The sequence below is a fragment of the Kribbella pratensis genome (assembly GCF_004366075.1).
GTDB lineage: Bacteria > Actinomycetota > Actinomycetes > Propionibacteriales > Kribbellaceae > Kribbella > Kribbella pratensis.
On record NZ_SODU01000004.1, the window covers coordinates 670,864 to 689,543 of the forward strand.

At 65.9% G+C, this 18,680-nt stretch carries 28 protein-coding genes and 1 pseudogene; 13 read left to right on the forward strand and 16 right to left on the reverse strand.

The window, feature by feature from the left end; genetic code table 11:
* The first annotated feature begins 30 nt into the window (after positions 1-30).
* Entirely contained in the window at positions 31-474 is a 444-nt protein-coding gene (locus tag EV137_RS35540; RefSeq protein WP_134132504.1) for an ester cyclase, read from the forward strand.
* 69 nt (positions 475-543) lie between these two features.
* On the opposite strand, the gene EV137_RS35545 is transcribed toward EV137_RS35540, so the two are convergent.
* Positions 544-1,002 carry a MarR family winged helix-turn-helix transcriptional regulator gene (locus EV137_RS35545; RefSeq protein ID WP_134132506.1) on the reverse strand — a complete coding sequence of 153 codons (459 nt, stop codon included), beginning with the start codon at positions 1,000-1,002 and terminating at the stop codon, positions 544-546.
* A 114-nt stretch (positions 1,003-1,116) separates the two neighbouring features.
* Here EV137_RS35545 and EV137_RS35550 point away from each other — a divergent pair, with 114 nt between their 5' ends.
* The 3 genes and pseudogenes from EV137_RS35550 to EV137_RS42105 all read left to right on the forward strand — a co-directional run.
* Complete coding sequence (locus EV137_RS35550; protein ID WP_134132508.1) at positions 1,117-1,380, forward strand: hypothetical protein; 264 nt, start codon at positions 1,117-1,119, stop codon at positions 1,378-1,380.
* Between the two features lie 813 nt (positions 1,381-2,193).
* Entirely contained in the window at positions 2,194-3,420 is a 1,227-nt protein-coding gene (locus EV137_RS35560; protein ID WP_134132509.1) for an MFS transporter, read from the forward strand.
* A pseudogene (locus EV137_RS42105) lies at positions 3,420-3,665 on the forward strand (GNAT family N-acetyltransferase); the annotation flags it as partial. The gene EV137_RS35560 and the pseudogene EV137_RS42105, both read left to right, overlap by 1 nt.
* 103 nt (positions 3,666-3,768) lie before the next feature.
* Here the strand turns inward: EV137_RS42105 and EV137_RS35570 are convergent.
* Positions 3,769-4,302: a GNAT family N-acetyltransferase gene (locus EV137_RS35570; protein ID WP_134132510.1), complete on the reverse strand. Its 534-nt coding sequence runs from the start codon at positions 4,300-4,302 to the stop codon at positions 3,769-3,771.
* 231 nt (positions 4,303-4,533) lie between these two features.
* Entirely contained in the window at positions 4,534-5,208 is a 675-nt protein-coding gene (locus EV137_RS35575) for a TetR/AcrR family transcriptional regulator (RefSeq protein WP_202871291.1), read from the reverse strand.
* A gap of 246 nt (positions 5,209-5,454) precedes the next feature.
* On the opposite strand from EV137_RS35575, the gene EV137_RS35580 reads away from it, so the two are divergent.
* The 4 genes from EV137_RS35580 (at position 5,455) to EV137_RS35595 (ending at position 8,243) form a co-directional block, all read left to right on the forward strand.
* Positions 5,455-5,898 carry a DUF5709 domain-containing protein gene (locus EV137_RS35580; RefSeq protein ID WP_134012948.1) on the forward strand — a complete coding sequence of 148 codons (444 nt, stop codon included), beginning with the start codon at positions 5,455-5,457 and terminating at the stop codon, positions 5,896-5,898.
* The gene (locus EV137_RS35585) at positions 5,895-6,890 is read left to right on the forward strand and encodes a GNAT family N-acetyltransferase (protein WP_134132512.1); all 996 of its coding nucleotides are present in this window, start codon (positions 5,895-5,897) and stop codon (positions 6,888-6,890) included. The genes EV137_RS35580 and EV137_RS35585 overlap by 4 nt, the downstream gene beginning before the upstream one ends.
* 75 nt (positions 6,891-6,965) lie before the next feature.
* Positions 6,966-7,739 (forward strand): SDR family NAD(P)-dependent oxidoreductase, encoded by a 774-nt coding sequence (locus EV137_RS35590; RefSeq protein WP_134012944.1) that lies wholly within the window; start codon positions 6,966-6,968, stop codon positions 7,737-7,739.
* A 171-nt stretch (positions 7,740-7,910) separates the two neighbouring features.
* Positions 7,911-8,243 carry a hypothetical protein gene (locus EV137_RS35595; protein WP_134132513.1) on the forward strand — a complete coding sequence of 111 codons (333 nt, stop codon included), beginning with the start codon at positions 7,911-7,913 and terminating at the stop codon, positions 8,241-8,243.
* On the opposite strand, the gene EV137_RS35600 is transcribed toward EV137_RS35595, so the two are convergent.
* The 6 genes from EV137_RS35600 to EV137_RS35625 all read right to left on the reverse strand — a co-directional run bounded on the left by EV137_RS35600 (position 8,216) and on the right by EV137_RS35625 (position 11,461).
* Positions 8,216-8,884 carry a sigma-70 family RNA polymerase sigma factor gene (locus EV137_RS35600; RefSeq protein WP_202871292.1) on the reverse strand — a complete coding sequence of 223 codons (669 nt, stop codon included), beginning with the start codon at positions 8,882-8,884 and terminating at the stop codon, positions 8,216-8,218. The genes EV137_RS35595 and EV137_RS35600 overlap by 28 nt on opposite strands.
* A 178-nt stretch (positions 8,885-9,062) precedes the next feature.
* A complete protein-coding gene (locus EV137_RS35605; protein WP_134132514.1) occupies positions 9,063-9,683 on the reverse strand; it encodes an NADPH-dependent F420 reductase in 621 nt (206 codons plus the stop codon).
* Positions 9,684-9,713: 30 nt separating this feature from the next.
* Positions 9,714-10,094, reverse strand: a complete 381-nt coding sequence (locus EV137_RS35610; RefSeq protein ID WP_238175771.1) for a hypothetical protein — start codon at positions 10,092-10,094, stop codon at positions 9,714-9,716.
* 86 nt (positions 10,095-10,180) lie between these two features.
* Positions 10,181-10,729 carry a peptide-methionine (S)-S-oxide reductase MsrA gene (gene msrA, locus EV137_RS35615; RefSeq protein ID WP_134132516.1) on the reverse strand — a complete coding sequence of 183 codons (549 nt, stop codon included), beginning with the start codon at positions 10,727-10,729 and terminating at the stop codon, positions 10,181-10,183.
* Positions 10,726-11,196, reverse strand: coding sequence for a peptide-methionine (R)-S-oxide reductase MsrB (msrB, locus tag EV137_RS35620; protein ID WP_134012936.1), 471 nt, complete (start codon positions 11,194-11,196; stop codon positions 10,726-10,728). The genes msrA and msrB overlap by 4 nt, the downstream gene beginning before the upstream one ends.
* 103 nt (positions 11,197-11,299) lie before the next feature.
* Positions 11,300-11,461 (reverse strand): hypothetical protein, encoded by a 162-nt coding sequence (locus EV137_RS35625; RefSeq protein WP_202871295.1) that lies wholly within the window; start codon positions 11,459-11,461, stop codon positions 11,300-11,302.
* A gap of 303 nt (positions 11,462-11,764) precedes the next feature.
* Between EV137_RS35625 and EV137_RS41645 the strand changes: the two genes are divergently transcribed.
* Positions 11,765-12,076, forward strand: a complete 312-nt coding sequence (locus EV137_RS41645; RefSeq protein ID WP_238175772.1) for a hypothetical protein — start codon at positions 11,765-11,767, stop codon at positions 12,074-12,076.
* 24 nt (positions 12,077-12,100) lie between these two features.
* Here EV137_RS41645 and EV137_RS35635 read toward each other — a convergent pair whose 3' ends face one another.
* From EV137_RS35635 to EV137_RS35655, 5 genes are all read right to left on the reverse strand, one after another.
* Entirely contained in the window at positions 12,101-12,358 is a 258-nt protein-coding gene (locus EV137_RS35635) for a DUF6510 family protein (RefSeq protein ID WP_134012932.1), read from the reverse strand.
* 51 nt (positions 12,359-12,409) lie between these two features.
* A complete protein-coding gene (locus EV137_RS35640; RefSeq protein ID WP_202871296.1) occupies positions 12,410-12,964 on the reverse strand; it encodes an FAD-binding oxidoreductase in 555 nt (184 codons plus the stop codon).
* Positions 12,965-13,011: 47 nt separating this feature from the next.
* Entirely contained in the window at positions 13,012-13,608 is a 597-nt protein-coding gene (locus tag EV137_RS35645) for a sulfite oxidase-like oxidoreductase (RefSeq protein ID WP_134132517.1), read from the reverse strand.
* Complete coding sequence (locus EV137_RS35650; RefSeq protein WP_166680110.1) at positions 13,608-14,105, reverse strand: Dps family protein; 498 nt, start codon at positions 14,103-14,105, stop codon at positions 13,608-13,610. Before EV137_RS35650 ends, EV137_RS35645 begins: the two co-directional genes overlap by 1 nt.
* 73 nt (positions 14,106-14,178) lie before the next feature.
* On the reverse strand, positions 14,179-14,526 hold the full coding sequence (locus EV137_RS35655) for an MmcQ/YjbR family DNA-binding protein (protein WP_134132519.1): 348 nt from the start codon (positions 14,524-14,526) through the stop codon (positions 14,179-14,181).
* A 186-nt stretch (positions 14,527-14,712) separates the two neighbouring features.
* Here EV137_RS35655 and EV137_RS35660 point away from each other — a divergent pair, with 186 nt between their 5' ends.
* The 4 genes from EV137_RS35660 (at position 14,713) to EV137_RS35675 (ending at position 18,011) form a co-directional block, all read left to right on the forward strand.
* Complete coding sequence (locus EV137_RS35660; RefSeq protein ID WP_134132521.1) at positions 14,713-15,252, forward strand: carboxymuconolactone decarboxylase family protein; 540 nt, start codon at positions 14,713-14,715, stop codon at positions 15,250-15,252.
* 36 nt (positions 15,253-15,288) lie between these two features.
* On the forward strand, positions 15,289-16,128 hold the full coding sequence (locus EV137_RS35665) for an isocitrate lyase/PEP mutase family protein (RefSeq protein ID WP_202871297.1): 840 nt from the start codon (positions 15,289-15,291) through the stop codon (positions 16,126-16,128).
* 1 nt (position 16,129) lies between these two features.
* Positions 16,130-16,777, forward strand: coding sequence for a nitroreductase family protein (locus EV137_RS35670; RefSeq protein ID WP_134132523.1), 648 nt, complete (start codon positions 16,130-16,132; stop codon positions 16,775-16,777).
* Between the two features lie 166 nt (positions 16,778-16,943).
* Positions 16,944-18,011 (forward strand): recombinase family protein, encoded by a 1,068-nt coding sequence (locus tag EV137_RS35675; protein WP_238175773.1) that lies wholly within the window; start codon positions 16,944-16,946, stop codon positions 18,009-18,011.
* A gap of 222 nt (positions 18,012-18,233) precedes the next feature.
* On the opposite strand, the gene EV137_RS35680 is transcribed toward EV137_RS35675, so the two are convergent.
* Both EV137_RS35680 and EV137_RS35685 read right to left on the reverse strand, forming a co-directional pair.
* Positions 18,234-18,431 carry a hypothetical protein gene (locus EV137_RS35680; protein WP_134132525.1) on the reverse strand — a complete coding sequence of 66 codons (198 nt, stop codon included), beginning with the start codon at positions 18,429-18,431 and terminating at the stop codon, positions 18,234-18,236.
* An 11-nt stretch (positions 18,432-18,442) separates the two neighbouring features.
* On the reverse strand, positions 18,443-18,673 hold the full coding sequence (locus EV137_RS35685) for a hypothetical protein (RefSeq protein WP_134132526.1): 231 nt from the start codon (positions 18,671-18,673) through the stop codon (positions 18,443-18,445).
* Between the last annotated feature and the right edge of the window lie 7 nt (positions 18,674-18,680).

Consider the following 18,680-nt stretch of genomic DNA (forward strand, 5'->3'; position numbering starts at 1 on the left):
TCGGAAACCACCAGATCGAAAGGAACCGCCATGACCATGCCCGCAGCCACCGACAGCGCCGCAGAGATCCTGCAGCGAAACATCACCGCGCTCAACAACCGCGACCTCGAGACCTACCTCAGCAACCAGCACCCCGATGTCACCATCACGCTCCCGGGCGGAGCGCAAGTCCACGGCCGCGACCAGGTTCGAGCGTCCACGCAGGTGATGTTCGCCGCGTTCCCCGACGGCAAGCTCCAGTTCGGCGAACAGGTTCTCGCGGACGACGCTGCCGCAACCGAGGTCGTGTTCACCGGCACGCACACCGGCCCGCTGGCGACGCCTGCCGGCGAGGTCCCGCCGACAGGTCGGGCGGTCCGCACCACAACAGTCTCCATGCTCCGCTTCCGCGACGGGATGATCCTCACCGAGCGAGTGATCGGTGACGAGCTCGAACTGGCGCGGCAACTCGGGCTCAGCACGCCCAACGCCTGAGCAGATCGATCGTCTGCGGCGCCGTTGAAGCGATCGGCTCCGCGACCGCCCGCGCCTACCGGTCGAGGCCTAGCCGCCGTCCGTAGCTGCGGCGATGACCCTGGTCAGCCGGTCGTGCAGGTCCATCAGCTCGTCGACGTCCATGCCGAGGCGTTCGACGACGGCCGGCGGCACCTGCAAAGCCTTGTCACGCAGCGCCCGACCTTCTTCGGTCAGAACGACAGCCAGCGAACGCTCGTCCGACGCTGAACGGTCGCGACGCAGAAGACCGGAGGCTTCCAGACGCTTGAGCAACGGCGAAAGCGTCGCCGGCTCGAGCTGAAGCATTCCGGACAGATCCTTCACCGAAACCGGCTCGAACTCCCACAGCGCCAACATCACCAGGTATTGCGGATGCGTCAGGCCCATCGGCTCGAGAACCGGGCGGTACAGCGCGATGACTGTTCGCGCGGCCACGGCCAGGGCGAAACAGACCTGGTTCTCGAGCGCCAGCGGGTTGTCCGCGGGCGTGATCTTCGTCGCTGCCATGCCAGGAGCGTACCAACCATATGTAGACTAATAGTTAGTACACTAACTATTGGAGCCATGATGGACCAGGCCACCGAACGCCGCCCGATACGACGCCGACGCACTCCTCGCCCGATGAACATCGAGACCGTCCAGCGCTGGGTCGTCTCCGCGGTTCTCTTCCACGTCGGCACCGTGCCCGCCGTGACGCTGGCCGTCTACAGCATCGGGGTCGCGGCCACCGATTTCGGTCGCGGCATCGGCCTGTGGCTGATGTCCGGGGTGATCGGCGTCCTCACCGCCGCAGGCATCCTCGCCATCTTCCGCCGCAACCCGCTCTCCCCCTGGCTCCTCCTCGGCATCCTCCCAACCGCCGCCACCGGCTTCTACATCTTCTGACCCACCTGAGTGCTCACCCGCTGAAGCCAGCGCCGCTGGCAATGGACGGGTCTCCACTGACGAGGCCATCCTGGTGCCGCCACGGCCGACATCGCCCTGCACGAGGACAATCCTGGACACTGCGACAGCGGATCGAGGACCTTCACGACTGGCCCAGCAGTTTCGCAGCCGTCGGGATCGGGCCCTGGATGTGCACTGTCACAACTTCAATGCGCACGACCTGCCGGTGCGGGGGTTTGTCCGGCACGTGGCGAACGTCCTGGAGAGCGATGGTCAGGTGCCCGGTGCGATCGCGCAGGCTGACACGCAGACTCAACTGCCCTCGCGCTTCTGATACGCGTCCGTGTACAGCGCTTCCTGTTCGGTGCCGTCGGCAAGCATCGTGTACGTGCTGCGACCGTGGATCAACGCTACATCGCCGAGGATGCGGACCTTGACGTCATGGACGGTCGAAGACTTCGTCGTACAGACTCCGGGCGTCGTTGAAGGTCCGCGGCTTGGCGATGTACATCGCTGGCCTGATCGGCCTCGACGTAGGCGAGGTTCAGTCGTTCGAGGGTCGCAAGGTCCTCGGCCGGCCGCATGGTGTCGCTCATTTCCTGCCTCTTCTGTGTCCGGTCCGCTAGTGGTCACAGGTGTGTCGGGCAAACGATGAGTTTCGGTCCGGCAGGACGTCTTACCGACACGCACGACTCGTTCCTGCGCCACTGCAGGTAAGACACCACAACGGGATCGACGCTGATCAGAGGTACGAGGACGCCATGGCGGCACTGCGTGGCGCGGGGCGATCGACCTGGAGAGAGGCACAGCTCGATGCACGACGTGGCACCGGTAATCAATTTGCACCGCCGGGACGGGACGCTCACGCCGGCGTTCGTCTCCGCGGTGATCGCCGTGGTGGCGACGTTCTCCGCGGTAGGGTCGACGATCCCGCTGTTCAACATCTACCGCGCCGAGGAAGGGTTCACCAACGCCGACATCTCGCTGACCGTCGTCGCCTACTCCGCCGCGACTCTCAGCACACTGCTCGTCCTGGGACGACTGTCCAATTACGTGGGCCGACGGCCGCTCGCGATCGCCGGCCTCGGACTGCTCGTACTGGCTTGCCTACTGCTCCTGAACGTGCACGACATCGGCATCCTGATTGCCGGCAGGCTCCTGATGGGCCTCGGCGCCGGGCTGGGAAGCAGCACTCTCACCGCCTACATCGTCGACGCTGCGCCGACCCGGCCGGCCTGGCTGGCCTCCGTTGCTTCCAGCCAGACAGTCATGCTCGGTCTGGCCGTCGGGGCCATCGCGTCCGGTGCCTTGGTGCAGTTCGGGCCGTGGCCACGTGACCTCATCTACCTGGTAGTCATCGGCCTGCTTCTGGTGTCCGCCGGGCTCGTCGCGATCAGCCCGGAGACCGTGACCTCATCGCCGGGCGGTTGGCGATCACTGCGCCCGAGCGTTCGCCTACCGGTCCGTGTCAGGCATCTGCTGCCCGTCGCGGCCGCCGTGTTCCTGGCCACCTGGGCGACCGGCGCCTTCTACCAGGCCTTCGTGCCCGCACTGGTCGAGGACCAACTACACACCGCCAATTCACTCATCCTCGGCCTGGTGTTCGCTGGTTACATGGGCCCCAGCGCCCTGGGCGCTCCCCTCGGCGGCCGATTCTCACCGGCAGCAGCGCAACGCCTCGGCATGATCACCTTCCTGGTCGGGTGGATCGGCATCATCATGGCGATCGCCACCGGAACACTGCTGCTGTTCATCGCCGCAACCGTCATCGGAGGCGCCGGTCAAGGCATCGCCATCAGCGCGGCCACCCGGGGTCTGCTGTACGGCAGCACCCTGTCCGACCGAGCACCGATCTTTGCGGTGGTGTATCTGCTCAGCTACAGCGGCGCGACCGTTCCCAGCCTCATCTCCGCCCGACTCTCCGGCATCTTCTCCGTGCCACACATTTCCCTCGGGTACGGCGGGCTCGCCCTCGTCGCCACGCTGTTCACCGTCTTCGCCGCACGTGACCCGCAACCATGGCGTGAAAGGCTGAGTTGATGAGCAACGAAGAACAGGCATCGGCGGCCGAGGAGCTGATCGACAACACCGAGCAAGGCCGCTTCGAGCTCTACCGAGGCCCAACCGGGTACGCCCTCCGGCACACCGAAGTCGAACCGACTCATCAGCACCAGGGAGTGGCCGGCGCCATGCTACGGCGAGTGCTCGACGAGATCCGCACCCGCGAGGCCACGATCACCGCAATCTGCCCCTTCGTGGCCGACTACCTCTCGCGTACGACGACGTACGCCGATCTGCTCGACCCGAAGCACCCGGGCTACCCCGACCGCGCCACCGCCGAAGCAGCGCAGGCGAAAGCCGCCCGCCAAAAGCTGACGCCGACTCCACTCACCCGAGTTCGGCCGCACGAAGGCGGTAGATCTGCATCGGGAGGCCGTAGTACTTGTCGGTCTCGCCGACCCATGCCATCCCGAGACGCCGTGCGGTCGCGCAGGCGCGACGGTTCTGCGGCCGGGCGACCGCGTACAACTCGTCGATCGTCCCTGTTGCGAATGCCCAGCGCATCAAGGCCTGGCTCGCCTCGGTCGCGAATCCCGGGCCCCACACTGCCGGTGCGAGCTGCCAGCCGATCTCGAAGTCTTCTTCGTACGGCGGCAACAGGCCGATCATCAGGCCGCCGACCACTGCGTCGTCGGCTTTGGTGACGATCGCCCATCGCCCAGCGGGTACGACGAGACTCTTACCGGCCTCGATCCACGCACGGAGCAACAGGCGCATGGTCGCCTTGTTCGGTACCCGTCCCACCTCGGGCGCCAGCCACCGCGCCACTTCCCTGGATCCGAAGATCTCCAGGGCTGCCGTCGCGTCTGCTTCTGTCCAGCCCCGAATCGCGAGCCGCTCGCCTTCAGCGATCACTGCCATCTTCACCATCCTGTCGTCCGAGACATTCCGCGCCCCAGCCGTCCAAGGACGGCCGTCCAATGAAAGAAAGAGGCCCGATCAGTCCAGTCTTCAACCTGCAAGTCTGTTGGCGGCGCACTGATGGCCGACCGCCGGCGATCGATTGCATCCGCACGCGATCCGTCGCGGTGTCCAGCTACTGCCCGGTTGTCGACCGGTTCGTCCAGAAGAACCCGCAGTACCGCGACTTCCTCAGCGCGGCTCGGGCCGCCCACCAGACGTCCTGACGGGCTGTTCGGTGGGCGTCGTGGCATGCGCGCGGACTGAGTCCATTGCCAGTGTGAGCGCGACCTCCATCGGTGCGGGGTCACGAGCCGCCTGGGCGAGGACATACCCGCCTTGAAGCGCCGCCATGATGCCGGTCGCCAGCTTCCGCGGGTCGGCGTCCAAGGTCAGTGTGCCGTTGGTCTTCATCCGCTCGAGCGCATCGGTCAGCAGGGAGATCCAGGACGTCAGGTGCGCGTCGAGATCGATACGGGCGGCTTCGTCATGGTCGGAGAGCTCGGTCGACAGCGCACCCAGTTCGCAGCCCAACGCGCCACGGCGAGCTGTGACTCGCTGGAGGATGGCCCGGCACCAGCGTTCGAGGCCACTGAACGAGTCGACCCTGCGGAAGTACTGCTCCTCGCGCTCGAGCACCCGGCTGCCGCGCAGCGCGATCACCGCCTGGACCAAGGCGGACTTGTCGCTGAAGTGCCGGTAGAACTGTGACTTGCTCGTCCCGCTCGCCGCCGTCACGTCGTCGAGCGTGGTCGCCGCCGCGCCCTTGAGGGCTATCAGCTCATCGGCAGCGGCAACGATCCGGTCTCTGGTGGCCGCGCCGCGGGCGGTCAGGCGGCGAGCGAGCTCGTCCACGGTCTCGGGCACATGACGAGCTTATCGGGACCGGCCAACGACGAACGAGGCTCCACCATCGCGACAGGATACCCCTGAGTAGCATGGCTCGGCTGAGTGCGGGGTGATGCCGAAGACTGGTGTTGACGCCGACAACGATGGCCCACACAGGCACGGACCGTGCAGCCTGATTCCGGCTTGAGGGTAAGTACCACTGTTCTGGCCGCTACCAACCCCGTGAGAAGCCGGCATGTCGCCGGTCGGGCGGTAGGAGGACGAATGAGTGAGGTCAGTCGGGAGTATTACGGCAGTTACAGCGTGGATGACGAGGACCAGCTGCAGTTCTCCGACACGCTCGACGGGCGTGGAGTCTCCGACCTGCTCGACGAGGGCTACTCACCACCGGAGAAGTGGTCGGCCGGCGAGGGCTTCGGTACGACCGCGGCCGAGGCATTACGCGGTGAGACCTTCGAGCAACGGCTCGCCCAGGAGGAACCGGACATCGATCCGTACGCCGTGCCGTTGGAGGATGTCGACGGCCCGGAGATCGGCCGGAACCGCGCCGGCCGGTTGGTGGCCCCGGACGAGGGTTCGCACTTCGATCTGGAGGAAGAACTCGTGGCCGCCGACGTCGGGATCGACGGAGGTGCCGCGAGCGCCGAGGAAGCCGCGATCCACGTCGTGGACGACGAACCGCTCGAACTCGACGAGATCGACTCATGAGAACACTGGCGAAGATCCCCGGGCCGGACCTGACCGTGGTCGAGAACGACGAGCTGCGAAGGTACGAGTTACTCGCCGCGGGGACGACGGTCGGAACCCTCGACTTCCGGCTCCTGGGCCGGCGGCGCGTCCTGGGGCATACCGAGATCGCGGCCGATCAGCGTGGCCGTGGACTCGGTACGGCACTGATCAAGGCGGCCCTCGACGACCTCGTCACCACGGGCGTCCGGGTCACGAACTACTGTCCCGCGGTCGAGCGTTTCCTTCAGAGCAATCCGGAGTACGCCGTGGTGCTCGATCCGGAGCACCCACCGATGCCGGCGAGCCGGAGGCAGCACGCCCCGCTGCAGCAGCTCGTGCACGTGCAGCACTCCAGACTCAGAGAACTCGCCGCGGGCTCCCAAGATCCGAACCTCGACGGATTCGAACGGCGCCGTACTACCGACCAGTTCGCGGCCGTAGCCGCGCAACACGCCGCGGCCGTCGCCGACGTACTGCTCACCGCCGCCAGGACGTCCTGCGGTGACGACGCCGCGGTACTGCTCCACAATCTCAAACAGTTCGAGCAGGCGCTGAGGGTACTCAAAGGCAGGGCCTACGGCGACGCGCGCTTCCTGAATCTCAGCTCCGCCGAGACCTGGCAACAAGCCGAACGTCTGCTGACCGAGCACGAATCGACCGAGGCGCGGATCGTGTCCGGCCTCGAGCGGCTCCATGGCGCCGACCAGGCCACTGACATGGCCCGGACCCTGGCGCAACGGCAGTGGAGTTCGCCGACGCGACCGCACCCGAACTCGCCGCACGCCGGTGTCGCCGGACGACTGGCACGTCAGCTGTGGCGCATCGCCGACTCGACCTGGGACGAGCTGGAAGGGCGCGGGCTTCCGACCGAACCGGCGGAGCCCGCGAATCAGCATTCGACCTTCTCCCATTACCTGTTCGGGACCGCCGACGACCCCGATCCAACAGATCAGGATCCCGAGAAGCGGTAAGGCCGGGCCCTCGATCGGCACACAAGTAGGGACAGTCCGGGCTACTCCGGCCCGGTACGGATCGAGGGGAAGCTCATGAGTGGGTACTTCGAAGGCCGCAAGCTCATCGTGGTCGGTGGAAGCAGCGGTATGGGCCGGCAGACCGCAGTGGACGTTGTCGGGCGAGGCGGCAAGGCAGTCATCGTCGGGCGTCAGCGGGACAAGGTCGACGAGACGGTCGCCGAACTCGGCAAGAAGAGCGAAGCCTGGGGCATCACCGCGGACCTGGCCGACCGCAAGCAGGTCGAGGTCGTGCAGGAGCAGCTCGCCGCGGAACACGCTGACGCCACGCTGCTGGTCAACGCGGCCGGCTTCTTCATCCCCGAGGGATTCCTCGACTACAGCCAGGAGGACTACGACGCCTACCTGGAGCTGAGCCGGGCCACGTTCTTCCTCACCCAGACCGTCGTACGGGGAATGAAGGCCGCGGGCTCCGGTGGCGCGATCGTCAACATCGGCAGTATGTGGGCCCACCAGGCGATCGCGGCGACGCCGGCGACCGCGTACTCGATGGCGAAGGCCGGCCTGCATGCGCTGACCCACAATCTGGCCATGGAACTGGCGGCCGACGGCATTCGCGTCAACGCCGTAGCTCCCGCCGTGGTGGCCACGCCCTTGTACGAGGGATTCATCCCGGCCGACAAACTCGAGGAGACCGTGAAGAGCTTCGACGGCTTCCACCCCCTCGGGCGAGTCGGAACCGCCCAGGACATCGCCTCCTCCATTGTCTTCCTCCTCTCCCCGGAGGCCAGCTGGATCACCGGAGCAATCCTGAACGTCGACGGCGGCGTGATGGCCGGGCGCAACTGACGACCGAACCGGACTCAGCACCGCATTGTCGGGAGCGTCAAGTAAGAAATCGATCTGTACCGGCGGCCAACTCGTACGAGTGCGGCCGCCGGACCGGTCGGGTGATCTGGGTCGATACCGTCGCCGAACGCGCGCTCGATCACATCCGGCCGGAATGAGTCTGGAACGCGCATGACGAGTTTTCAGGATCACGGCGGCCCTGTCGGCAACGATGCGCGCCGCGCGCAACTGGACCTGTTCTGCGACTACCGGACGAACGCCGCCATCTACCCGGCCTGGCAAGCGCGGCTGCGCCGTGACCAGCCCAGAACACTGATCTTCTGGGGGCAGGGCGACATCTTCTTCATCTCCCGGATCCAGTCCGACGCAGGTATGGCGGCCGGTAAAGGCCGAGGCTCGGACCCGACACAGAATCTGCGAAGGCCTCGACTGAACTCGTCGCGTTCCTCGCGTTTCTCCCCGTCCGCCGAGGCTGCTCACGCGATCTGTTGCTCCGCCAGGTAGCCGGCTTCGACCAGAGCGGTCCGCAGCTTGCGGCGGGCGTCGAACATCATCTTGTAGATCGCGTTGTGCGTCGCTCCGAGCTGATCGGCGAGCACGTCCGTGGGCATTCCGTTCAGCACAAGAGCAACAAAGACAACCCGTTGCTTCGCCGTCAGCTTCTCGTCGACGGCGCGATGCACGGCGTTCATCAGATCCCGGCTCTCCGCATGCGACTCAGGTTCGATGCCGAGTCGTGCCGGAAGACGCTCCCAGTCCTCGTCGTCGAACGCGACGGCCGCCCGCTGCCAGAAATGCCGGTTGATCTTCGCGGCTACGTCGAAGATCACGAACTTGTACGCCCATGTGGTGAACTTGCAGTCGCCCCGGAACGTGCCGACCTTCCCGCAGATCGTCAGGAGGGCATCCGCGGCCGCCTGGTGCGCGATGTCGTCCAACTCCGGGCCGGCGAGCCGCAGTCGGGCTGCACGCCGCGCGACCTCCGACCTTGCCGCCCGCAGGAGAACGTCGTACAAGCGACGACTCGCGACTTCACGCTGATCTCCGCACCCGCTCAGGTCGCGGACCCAGACCTGGTTCTCTCCCGCGACCTCTGGAGAGACGACCCGCACCTGCGTCAACGACTCGGAACTCTCTCTCTTCACTGGAATCTCCCGCGACCAACGCACTGTAACAACTACAGGTCCGGCACGTCCGCGCCGACCGATGAACCGATGACATGGACGATACAGTCCATTCGTAGCTCCGTCCAATCATCACAACCGCTAAGCCCAACAGACGAATGCAGGTCCATCTGCCATCGCGGAACTGGTCTATATCGTCCTATTCAATCACAGCGTCATGAGGGAGTCGTAGATCCAGTCCGGCCAACGGACCCCCCGGCTGCTGCAAGGCGCTGCCCGTCGACAGGCTCCCCAGGTCGACCGCGGCGTATCCGATGTCGTCGATGAGGGAGCTGACCGCCGACCGGGCCTCCGCGTCGTCGCCGGACAGGAACATGACCCGCCGCCCGGCCGCGCTCGCGGGCGGCAGTGCGAGTACTGACGCCGGCAACGTGCAGAACGCCTTGACCACCCTGGCCCCAGCGGCGGAAGCCTGGACGACCTCGCTCGAGCTGAGCCCGCCAAGGTCGTGCGGTTGCGGCAGACGAAGGTGGCTCGCCTGTGCCGTGGCGTCGACGAGGATCCGACCGTGCCACGGCGGCAACTGCTCGACTAACGGGACGACCATGTGCCACGGAACCGCGAGGACCACGAGGTCCGCGGCCGCGACAGCACTCGTCTCAAGGGCACTCGCCTTCGGGCCGAGGTTTTCCACCACCGAGTCCAGGGTTACCGGACTGCGGCTGTTGCACAGTACGACGTGCCGCCCCGAGGCGACGACATGTGCAGCCAGGGCTCGTCCCACCGCACCGGAGCCCACGATGCCGATCGGCGCTGCCATCGATGACCACCTGCCCCTTGGTCGCGGACGCTATTCGTAGTGGCCTTCGAACGTCACGCCATCGTTGAGCCCGGTGAACCTGAGCCCGACGATCCGTGCGCCATCGACCATCCAGCGCAGCGCATAGCAGGCTCGATAGGACGGCGGCCAGAACGAGCAGAACCTGCCCTGGTCGTCGACATACCACTCGCCGGCGCTGTCGCCGCCGCGTTCGGTATAGGTCGTCTTGCCGTCGCTCGCGAAGATCTGAGTTGCTCCGTCGCCGTACACCAACCGGCCGGCAGTCACCGCCTTCGGGATATCGGCAGCCGCAACCGCCGCGCCGTCCTCGGCCTGAATCCCCTGTAATACGTCACTCATCGCGCCCATCGCCTTCCATCCTCGACTTGCCTTCGATGCATTGGTGGCCACCGACGCACGCAGGCTTACTGCGCGAAGAGCACAGCATTGAGGGCGTGCCCATCGCTCAGCGATGGACACGCCCTCGGGTCAGACACTCAGGCGGTGGCGCGGCGTGGAAGGACCCAGTTCGGACGTGCGAAGTGGCAGGTATACCCGGCCGGGTACTTGATCAGGTAGTCCTGGTGCTCGGGCTCGGCCTCCCAGAACGGGCCCGCGGGCTCGATCGTCGTCACCGCCTTGCCCGGCCACAGCCCTGACGCGTCGACGTCGGCGATCGTGTCGCGGGCCACCTTCTCCTGCTCCGGCGTGAGCGGAAAGATCGCCGAACGGTAGCTGGTGCCGATGTCGTTGCCCTGCCGGTTCAGCGTCGACGGGTCGTGGATCTGGAAGAAGAACGCCAGGATGTCGCGGTACGTCGTCCGCGCCGGGTCGAAAACGATCTCGACCGCCTCTGCGTGCCCGGGATGATTGCGGTACGTCGCGTGATCGTTCTGGCCGCCGGTGTACCCGACACGCGTGTCGAGCACGCCGGGCTGCCGGCGGATCAGATCCTCCATACCCCAGAAACACCCGCCGGCGAGAACCGCGGTCTCGATGCCCGGCCTGCGGGTGATCTCGCCGCTGTCCTGAATTCCGCTGGTCATGATGCGCGCTCCTGCGTACTGGTGGCCTCGAACAGTGACCGGTACTCGCCGTACCCCTGCGCCTCGAGCTCTGCGACCGGGACGAAGCGCAGCGCGGCGGAGTTCATGCAGTACCGCTGACCGCCGGCGTTGACCGGACCGTCGTCGAACACGTGGCCGAGGTGGCTGCCGGCGCCGGTGGACAGGGCCTCCGTGCGGATCATCCCGTACGACCTGTCGGTCTCCGTACGGACGGCATCCGCCGAGATCGGCCTGGTGAAGCTCGGCCACCCGGTGCCGCTGTCGTACTTGTCGGTCGACGAGAACAGCGGCTGTCCGGAGACAACATCCACGTAGATCCCGGCCTCGTGGTTGTCCCAGTACTCGTTCCGGAACGCAGGCTCGGTGCCGCCTTCCTGAGTGACGCGGAACTGATGGTCGGTGAGGCGGCTGAGCGCCTCCGAAGTCTTCCGGTAGTCGTGAGACACGATTTCTCCTTGTCTGACGCCGCTGGCTGCGCCGTCACCATGTACAACACCATGGGCGATCGATTTGGTCCCGAGTTCCGCAGGAGCCACCGTGACCGCGATCTCAGTCCGGAGGAAGTTCAGCTTCCTGTACGGCGGCCAGCAGTCCGTCGACATCCTCCGCACAGGCTTCACAGGCGGCCAGGTGCGCGGCCACGCCCGGATAGTGCTGGGCGGCGTCGACACCTGCCGCAAGCAGCTCGGCGTACAGGTGCATGACAGCCATCGCCTCATCGCACCCCACGTCACGCGGGTCAGTCGCCAGAAACCGCTCGATCCTCTCCCGCGACCCAGTCATGACCTTTCACCTCTATCCATCTGTGACCAGCAGCCCATTCTGATAACCGTTAGTGGTCGTGCGGCTCGGAATCTTACGCCCTGCACCGAACTCGACCTGCGTGGTAAGACGTCGAGGGTGTGGTGCCGCCGACACATGTGAACAGAAAGTTCGGTGTAAGCGACAGCTGGATACAAGGAAGTGCCGGCTGAGGGCAATTGTGGTGACGGACGAGAGTGCGGGGACGGGGGGATGACGCTGGCCGAGCGTCCCCGGCCGACGCCGGCGATCAACGACGTGGTCGTCGAGATCCACGCCTCGGGCTACGTTCCGACCGAGCTGACGTGGCCGTCGACCTGGACCGATCGCGCCGACCGCAACCGGACACCGTCGGTCCCGGGGCACGAGCTGGCCTGGTGGATCAGTTTCGGCCGCCAGGCCCGCAGTGGTCAGCTCGAGTGCAGGAACCTCATGATCGCCTGCGGCAGGTGCATGGCCATCTCGTCTGCGGTCGGGTCGGGCGGGGTCTGGATCGTCATCTGGCACCTTCCAGGTCGGGGGTGAAGAGCAGGTTGTCGTAAGTCAGGACTACGCCAACGGGAGGATCGGGTGCGTCATTCCCGGCGCATCGAGGCAGTACATGCCGCGCCGTTCACTGAGCATCAGCAAGATCGTGTCGCAGTCCCTGCACCGAGCCACCGTGCCAGGCCCGGACGCGTACACCGCCATCTCGGCCACCACACCGGTCTTCCCGCAACCGGTGCACTGGTATCCCATGGTCGTCAGGTCTCGCGCGAAAAGATCATGCATGACGCCCGCTATCGCGTTGCCGTCGAGAGGTTGCATTGTCCTCACCCTCCTGTCCCGCCGAAGCGTTCGGTCCGGATCCGTCCCGGGTCATGCCCCAAAGCAACCATGCCTGCAGCCGGCCAGGAGTGCCGGGTCGATGCGTCCGCGGTAGCCACGCCAGTCGTCCGGAGCCTCGCGAGTCAAGGTGACCGACACATCGACGAGGTCGTCGGCAGCCAGCTTGATGAGTTCCTCACGGTAGATCAACAACTCCAGCGACCGCGCCGAGCACAGCAGCCGGACAGGCACCCGGCTCCCGCTCGCGCGGTGATGCCGCAGCATCGACCGAAAGGGCACCAGTCCTGATCCGCCGGCGACCAGGAACAACGGTCCACCGAGTTCGTTGTCCCAGGCAAAGTATCCGCCGACCGGGCCCCGCAACTCGATTTCGTCGCCTGGCCGCAACTCGTCCACCAGGTACGGCGACACCTCACCGTCGTCGAGTCGCTCCACTGTGAGCGACACGTACGCGTCCTCAGGCGCCGACCCGATCGAATAGCTTCGCTCGGTCTGATACCCGTCGGGTGCCGTCAGCCGTACGTCGACGTGCTGGCCGGCGCGGTGCCCGGGCCAATCCTGGATGGCAACGGCGATGGTCGTCACCCGCGGAGTCTCGACGGTCTTCGAGACCACCGTCCCGGTCTGCCACGTCAGTCGCCTTGGTAGCGCTGCTCTTTCCACGGGTCTCCATAGTTGTGATAGCCGAACATCTCCCAGAACCCGGGCTGATCCGCTTGGCGTAGCTCCAGGCCACGGATCCATTTCGCGCTCTTCCAGAAGTACAGGTGCGGCACGAGAAGGCGTGCCGGCCCACCGTGTTCCGGGTCGAGCGGCTGTCCGTCGTACTCGTCGACGACCCAAGCCTTTCCACCCCGCAGGTCCGCCAGTGGGACGTTGGTCGTGTAGCCGCCGTCGCAGAACGCCAACGCATGGGACGCCTGGGTCGGCGCCGCATCGAGCAAGGTGTCGAGCGAGACGCCCGACCAGGTCGTGTCCAGCTTCGTCCACTTCGTCACACAATGGATGTCGACGGTGATGTTCTCGTGCGGCAACGCCCGGAACGCCTGCCACGACCAGGAGACCGGCCGGTTCACGAGTCCACGGACCGTGAAGTCCCACGTGTCCAGTGGCGTGTACGGAGTCGGCCCGGCCGACAACACCGGAAAGTCCCGGGTCACGTACTGCCCAGGCGGAACCCGCGCCGAATCCGTAGGACGCCGCCCGACGAACCCTCTGCTGACAGCCATCAGGCCTTCTCACCGAGCTGCGCACGCAGCATCCACTGGTGCTTCTCGAGCATCCCGACAACCCTGACCAGTACGTCCTGCGTGACCAGGTCCGCCGCACCGACCGATCCCAGCCGCTCACGAATCCGCTCGGAGACGGCCGCGACCCGCCGACCCAGCTCCCAGACGACCGCATGATCAGCCAGCGACCGCACCGCGACAGGCTCGACACGCGACCCCGCCGCAACCGCCGAACTCTGCCCGTCAGGAACGACTCCCAACGTCACCGCGCGTTCAGCAACAACGTCCGCTAGCTCGCGCCAGTCCCCGACCAGCTCGTCGAGGAACACATGCACACCATGCGCAGCCGCCCCCACCACACTCCAGTGCAACTGTTTGCCGATGAGCGACAGATCGATCAGGTCCTGCAGCACGACCTGCAGCTCCCCACCGACTGCCGCCCGCTCGTTCGGATTGTCCAGCGGCGGCAACTGCACCGAGTTCGCAACAGATTCCATAGACATACCTCCCCAGTGTCACGACCACCACCGGACCTTTCCTCGGCAGCCGGACAATCCTCCTCGGGAGCCGTCAGAACCCAGCCGGGCGCTCGCCCGCCACGAGCTGGTAGGAGTCGGTGACGAGCTGCTTCACCAGTTTCTCGTCGACCGTGTCCCCGCCTTCCACAGTGATCCAGTGCTTCTTGTTCATGTGATAGCCGGGGGTGATGTCCGCGTACTGCCCACGGAGGGCCACAGCCTTGTCCGGATCAGCTTTCAGGATCATGACAGGGCGCCCCGGCAAGTCCGTCATGAGCATGAAGACCTTGCCGCGGACCTTGTATAGATCCCAGTTGGGGTCGAGACGATGCTCCACGTCGGCCCCGGGCAGGTTCACGGCGAGGTCGTTTGCGATCCCCTGCAGCTCCAGCGTGTCCACGGCAATCAACTCCGTTCTCGATACGAATGGCCAGGAATCGTAGGCGTCCTCCTCTGGTGGCGAGATCGGTGTGGATCTTTCGGCTACCCGGAGAGAAGCGGATTGGCCGGCCGTGCGGCGGTAAGAACCAGCGCGGGCCAGACACCAACCACTCGCACCACCCACCCCATCGGAGGTTGATTCGCTGTGTCACGACTGACTACCCCCTCTCTGGATGACGTTCCTGCAGGCGCGCGGCAGATCCTGGACGAGGTTGCTGCGCAGCTCGGATTCGTCCCGGAGATGTTCCGGACGATCGCGTCGAACCCGACCGTCCTAGAGGCCGTCACGAGCTTGCAAGGCACGATGAGCCGCGTTCTGGACGCCCGGACCCGGCACAGCATCGCTCTGGCCGTTTCTCAAGCCAACGAGTGCAATTACTGCCTGGCCATACACACGTACACGTCGTCCGAGTTCGGCGGTATGTCGAGCGAAGACATCGACCTCGCCCGCGCCGGGAACGCCGTTGATCCCAAGCGCGCCGCGGCGGCTCGCTTCGCTCGACACGTCGTCGAGAGTCGCGGACAGGTCAGCGACGCCGACCTCGCAGTTGTCCGGGACGCCGGGTACAGCGACCCAGAGATCCTGGCGATCGTCACGGTCGCGGTGCAGGCCCTGCTCACCAACTTCATCAACAACGTCAATCAGACCGACGTCGACATCCCCGCCGTCAACGCGGCCGGCTGACGCGACATGCCCGGATCCGAACTGTATGAGCAATTCATGGCACTGCACAGCCGCGACGGTGGCCTCGTCATGCCGAACGCCTGGGACGGACTGTCAGCGTTACTGCTGGCCGACGCCGGCTTCGAGGCGATCGCGACGTCGTCCGTAGCGCTCGCCGCCACCCTCGGCAGGCCCGACGGACGGCACCAGATCACCCGCGACGATCATCTCGAGCACGCCGGACTGCTCGGCCGGCTGACCGGGCTGCCCGTCAACGGCGATTTCGAGGACGGGTACGGCGAGACTCCCGACGATGTCGCGGCGACGGTCGAAGCCGCGGTCGAGTACGGCCTGGCCGGCATCGGGATCGAGGACACCTCGGGCAACCCCGGCCGACCGATCCGGGACTTCGACGAAGCCGTCGAACGCGTACGTAGCGCCGTCGACGCGGCCAAGGGACGGATCGTCGTCACCGGCCGAACTGACAACTTCATCCAGGGCCGGCCCGATCTCGACGACACGATCCGGCGCCTGACGGCCTTCGCCGAGGCGGGCGCGGATGTGCTGTACGCCCCGTACCCACCTGACCTCGACGCGCTCGACAAGATCATCACCGCAGTCGCGCCGACACCGGTGAACGTACTCGTGTCACCGTCGGACAAGGTCCTGTCCGTCGCCGACCTGCAGAAGGCCGGGGTCAAACGGATCAGCCTGGGTCCGTGGCTGTACGTCCACGCGATGGGGGCACTCGAAGAAGCCACCAAGGCTCTCGTCGCGGGCGACCTGGCCTCGGCCGCGACCGGCATCAGTTTCGAGCGCGTCGGCGAACTACTTGCCCGCGGCAAGAACCAGACGAAAACCAAACCAGCCATTGATCGCAAGAAGGAAGCAGATTGACATGGATCTCGACAAGCTCATGGGCAAGCACCTCACCAGGTACTTCGACCCTAGTAGGACGATCCCAGAAGAAACTCTTCAGCAGCTGTTGAAGTTCCTGCGCTCGGCGCCCACGTCGACCAACATTCAGCCGAACCACTTCTACGTGCTCGCCACGGACGAAGGCAAGCAGCGGCTGGCGGACAACCTGGGCGCACGCTTCCAGGACAACGCCGAGAAGATCCTGAACTCCTCGCACACCATCATCGTCACCACCCGGGCAGACCTGCCCGAGAGCCACGTCGAGGCGGTCTTCACCAAAGAGCGAGCCGACGGCCGGTTCCCCGACCAGGGAAAGCAGGAGCTGTGGGAGTCAATGACCCGCGACTTCCTCAGCCTGCGCAACTACGGCTACAAGGACGTGAACCACTGGATGGAGAAACAGACCTACATGGTTGTGGGTCTGACCATGATGGCCGCTGCCGAACTCGGCGTCGAAGCCACACCGCTCGAGGGGTTCGACCCGACCAGCGTCGACAAGGCATTCAAGATCCGGGAAACCGGGCATGCCACGACCGTACTGCTGGCACTCGGCTACCCCGACCCCGCGAAGCAGTACACCAACCCGATCTCGCGCTTCGACGCCGACCAGCTGTTCACCTTCGTCTGACCACCGGCAGGATCGGAACGGCTGCATGCCACCGCGCTGAGGTTCCCCTGGTCACCAACCTCGCTGAACGAGACGCGCACCGACGGACATCACAGCGTGCGGACGTGAACAACCGCGTATCTGTGGCGTCGCCGGTGACACAGCGGGACGGCTGGACACTGACCAGATGGACAAGCAGGCCATTCGTCAGAGAGGCACGGCTCGGTGGAAGACTCTCCCCGGTGATTACCCCGGTCCGCCGGGACAGAACTCTCCAGATGGCGTTCCTGTCGGCAGCCAGAGCCTGGCGCAACTCACCAGAGCGACCGCCGGCCGCCCTATCGCTCGATCCGACCCGCTCGGCGTCATCGGCGGCGGCATGCTGCTCGGCTACGCCGGGGTCTCGACCCGGGAACAGAACCTGCACCGCCAGCTCGACGCGCTTACCGCGGCCGGCTGCGACCGGATCTGGCAGGAGAAGCTCAGCGGCAAGAACGCCGACCGGCCCGAGCTGCAGGACTGCCTCGCGTTCGCGCGACCCAACGACGTCGTCACCGTCACCGAGCTGTGGCGCCTCGGCCGCAACTTCCAGGACCTGATCCAAATCGTCAGCGGGCTCCATCAGCGCGAGATCGGCTTCAAGTCGTTGCACGAGGCCCTCGACACCACCACCCCGGGCGGCCGGATGATCTTCCACATCTTCGCCGCGCTCGGCGAGTTCATCCGGGAGATGATCGTCCAGGGCACCCGCGAAGGTCTCGACGCCGCCAAGGCTCGCGGCACCAGACTCGGCCGACCGCCGGCGATGACCTCGGAGCAGGTCCAGCACGCGCGCGATCTGCTCGGCAACCCCGACAACACCGTGTCCTCGATCGCCCGGCTGCTCGGCGTCAGCCGCGCCACCATCTACAAGTACGTCCCCGAGCTCCGCTTCCCCGCTGTGCCCGGTGCGTCCGCTCCGCTTGAGCTGTCCACGGCCGCGGTACGGCGGATCGGCCGTTGCCGATGCCGCGCCCGCCACGTGAGGACGCCTGCCCGACCTGCGGGCACCGCCCCTCAAGCAAGCACGAGCTCAAGCTGCACCGCGAGAGCCTCGAAACCCTCTGGCTCCTCCCTGACCCGGACCAGTCCGCCACAGCGGTCGTGGAGCGCTGGCACTGCGAACGCTGCCAGCCCCACCAGGCCCACATCATCATGTGCGGTCTGTGCAGCTCGATGGTGGTGCTCGGCAACGAACTCGCAGTCGGCGGCCTGACGCAGACCCCACGTGCCGCCGTACGGTGGCTCGTTGGACATGGCTGGACTCAAGCGAACACCCAGTGGATCTGTGGAGACCACTCCTAGAGTGTTGACGAGGATGATCCGAGCTGTCGTGCTGGGCCTCCGCAGATCGTGCCGTGCAAGCACCCGGGACGGGGACCCCGTCCCGGGTGCTTGACGACGATCGGGCTCGAATCACTGTGACGCTAGGGAGCGCCTACTTGTCGCCGGGAGCGCGGCGAGCTGCAAGCAGCTGGTAGACGCCGATCAGGAGCTGAACTGCTCCGACACCAACAATCGGCAATGCCGATACGCCGAGGATTGGAACATTGTTGGCGAGCAGCACCACACCGATGACGATCATGGCAGCGCCAACCACGACGCCCTGCCAGGCTCGAGCGTTGCGGCCGGTCATCTCGCAGCCTCTCAATCTGTGGGCCCATCGTACTTGTCCGGGTAAGGAGGGTCCTTTGGATGCTCGAAGTCGTCGTAGCACCTCTTCGTCGCGCCCAGGATGATGCCGCCAGAGATGGGTGCGTTGATCATCGGCGGGAGGAGGCGGATGAGGAGGTTGTAGAGAATCCCCACTTCGGCTCCGAAGCGGTCGCATGGGGTGATGTCGTACGTCTTGAACCCCCGGCCGCCGCTGCGGTACATGACGGAC

What these genes read in the sequence shown, in the direction of transcription:
- EV137_RS35540 (WP_134132504.1), top strand. Translation starts at nt 31, where the DNA reads ATGACCATGCCCGCAGCCACCGACAGCGCCGCAGAGATCCTGCAGCGA.
- EV137_RS35545 (WP_134132506.1), bottom strand. Translation starts at nt 1,002, where the DNA reads ATGGCAGCGACGAAGATCACGCCCGCGGACAACCCGCTGGCGCTCGAG.
- EV137_RS35550 (WP_134132508.1), top strand. Translation starts at nt 1,117, where the DNA reads ATGAACATCGAGACCGTCCAGCGCTGGGTCGTCTCCGCGGTTCTCTTC.
- EV137_RS35560 (WP_134132509.1), top strand. Translation starts at nt 2,194, where the DNA reads ATGCACGACGTGGCACCGGTAATCAATTTGCACCGCCGGGACGGGACG.
- EV137_RS35570 (WP_134132510.1), bottom strand. Translation starts at nt 4,302, where the DNA reads ATGGCAGTGATCGCTGAAGGCGAGCGGCTCGCGATTCGGGGCTGGACA.
- EV137_RS35580 (WP_134012948.1), top strand. Translation starts at nt 5,455, where the DNA reads ATGAGTGAGGTCAGTCGGGAGTATTACGGCAGTTACAGCGTGGATGAC.
- EV137_RS35585 (WP_134132512.1), top strand. Translation starts at nt 5,895, where the DNA reads ATGAGAACACTGGCGAAGATCCCCGGGCCGGACCTGACCGTGGTCGAG.
- EV137_RS35590 (WP_134012944.1), top strand. Translation starts at nt 6,966, where the DNA reads ATGAGTGGGTACTTCGAAGGCCGCAAGCTCATCGTGGTCGGTGGAAGC.
- EV137_RS35595 (WP_134132513.1), top strand. Translation starts at nt 7,911, where the DNA reads ATGACGAGTTTTCAGGATCACGGCGGCCCTGTCGGCAACGATGCGCGC.
- EV137_RS35605 (WP_134132514.1), bottom strand. Translation starts at nt 9,683, where the DNA reads ATGGCAGCGCCGATCGGCATCGTGGGCTCCGGTGCGGTGGGACGAGCC.
- msrA (WP_134132516.1), bottom strand. Translation starts at nt 10,729, where the DNA reads ATGACCAGCGGAATTCAGGACAGCGGCGAGATCACCCGCAGGCCGGGC.
- EV137_RS35625 (WP_202871295.1), bottom strand. Translation starts at nt 11,461, where the DNA reads ATGGCTGTCATGCACCTGTACGCCGAGCTGCTTGCGGCAGGTGTCGAC.
- EV137_RS41645 (WP_238175772.1), top strand. Translation starts at nt 11,765, where the DNA reads ATGACGCTGGCCGAGCGTCCCCGGCCGACGCCGGCGATCAACGACGTG.
- EV137_RS35635 (WP_134012932.1), bottom strand. Translation starts at nt 12,358, where the DNA reads ATGCAACCTCTCGACGGCAACGCGATAGCGGGCGTCATGCATGATCTT.
- EV137_RS35645 (WP_134132517.1), bottom strand. Translation starts at nt 13,608, where the DNA reads ATGGCTGTCAGCAGAGGGTTCGTCGGGCGGCGTCCTACGGATTCGGCG.
- EV137_RS35650 (WP_166680110.1), bottom strand. Translation starts at nt 14,105, where the DNA reads ATGGAATCTGTTGCGAACTCGGTGCAGTTGCCGCCGCTGGACAATCCG.
- EV137_RS35665 (WP_202871297.1), top strand. Translation starts at nt 15,289, where the DNA reads ATGGCACTGCACAGCCGCGACGGTGGCCTCGTCATGCCGAACGCCTGG.
- EV137_RS35670 (WP_134132523.1), top strand. Translation starts at nt 16,130, where the DNA reads ATGGATCTCGACAAGCTCATGGGCAAGCACCTCACCAGGTACTTCGAC.
- EV137_RS35675 (WP_238175773.1), top strand. Translation starts at nt 16,944, where the DNA reads ATGGACAAGCAGGCCATTCGTCAGAGAGGCACGGCTCGGTGGAAGACT.
- EV137_RS35680 (WP_134132525.1), bottom strand. Translation starts at nt 18,431, where the DNA reads ATGACCGGCCGCAACGCTCGAGCCTGGCAGGGCGTCGTGGTTGGCGCT.
- EV137_RS35685 (WP_134132526.1), bottom strand. Translation starts at nt 18,673, where the DNA reads ATGTACCGCAGCGGCGGCCGGGGGTTCAAGACGTACGACATCACCCCA.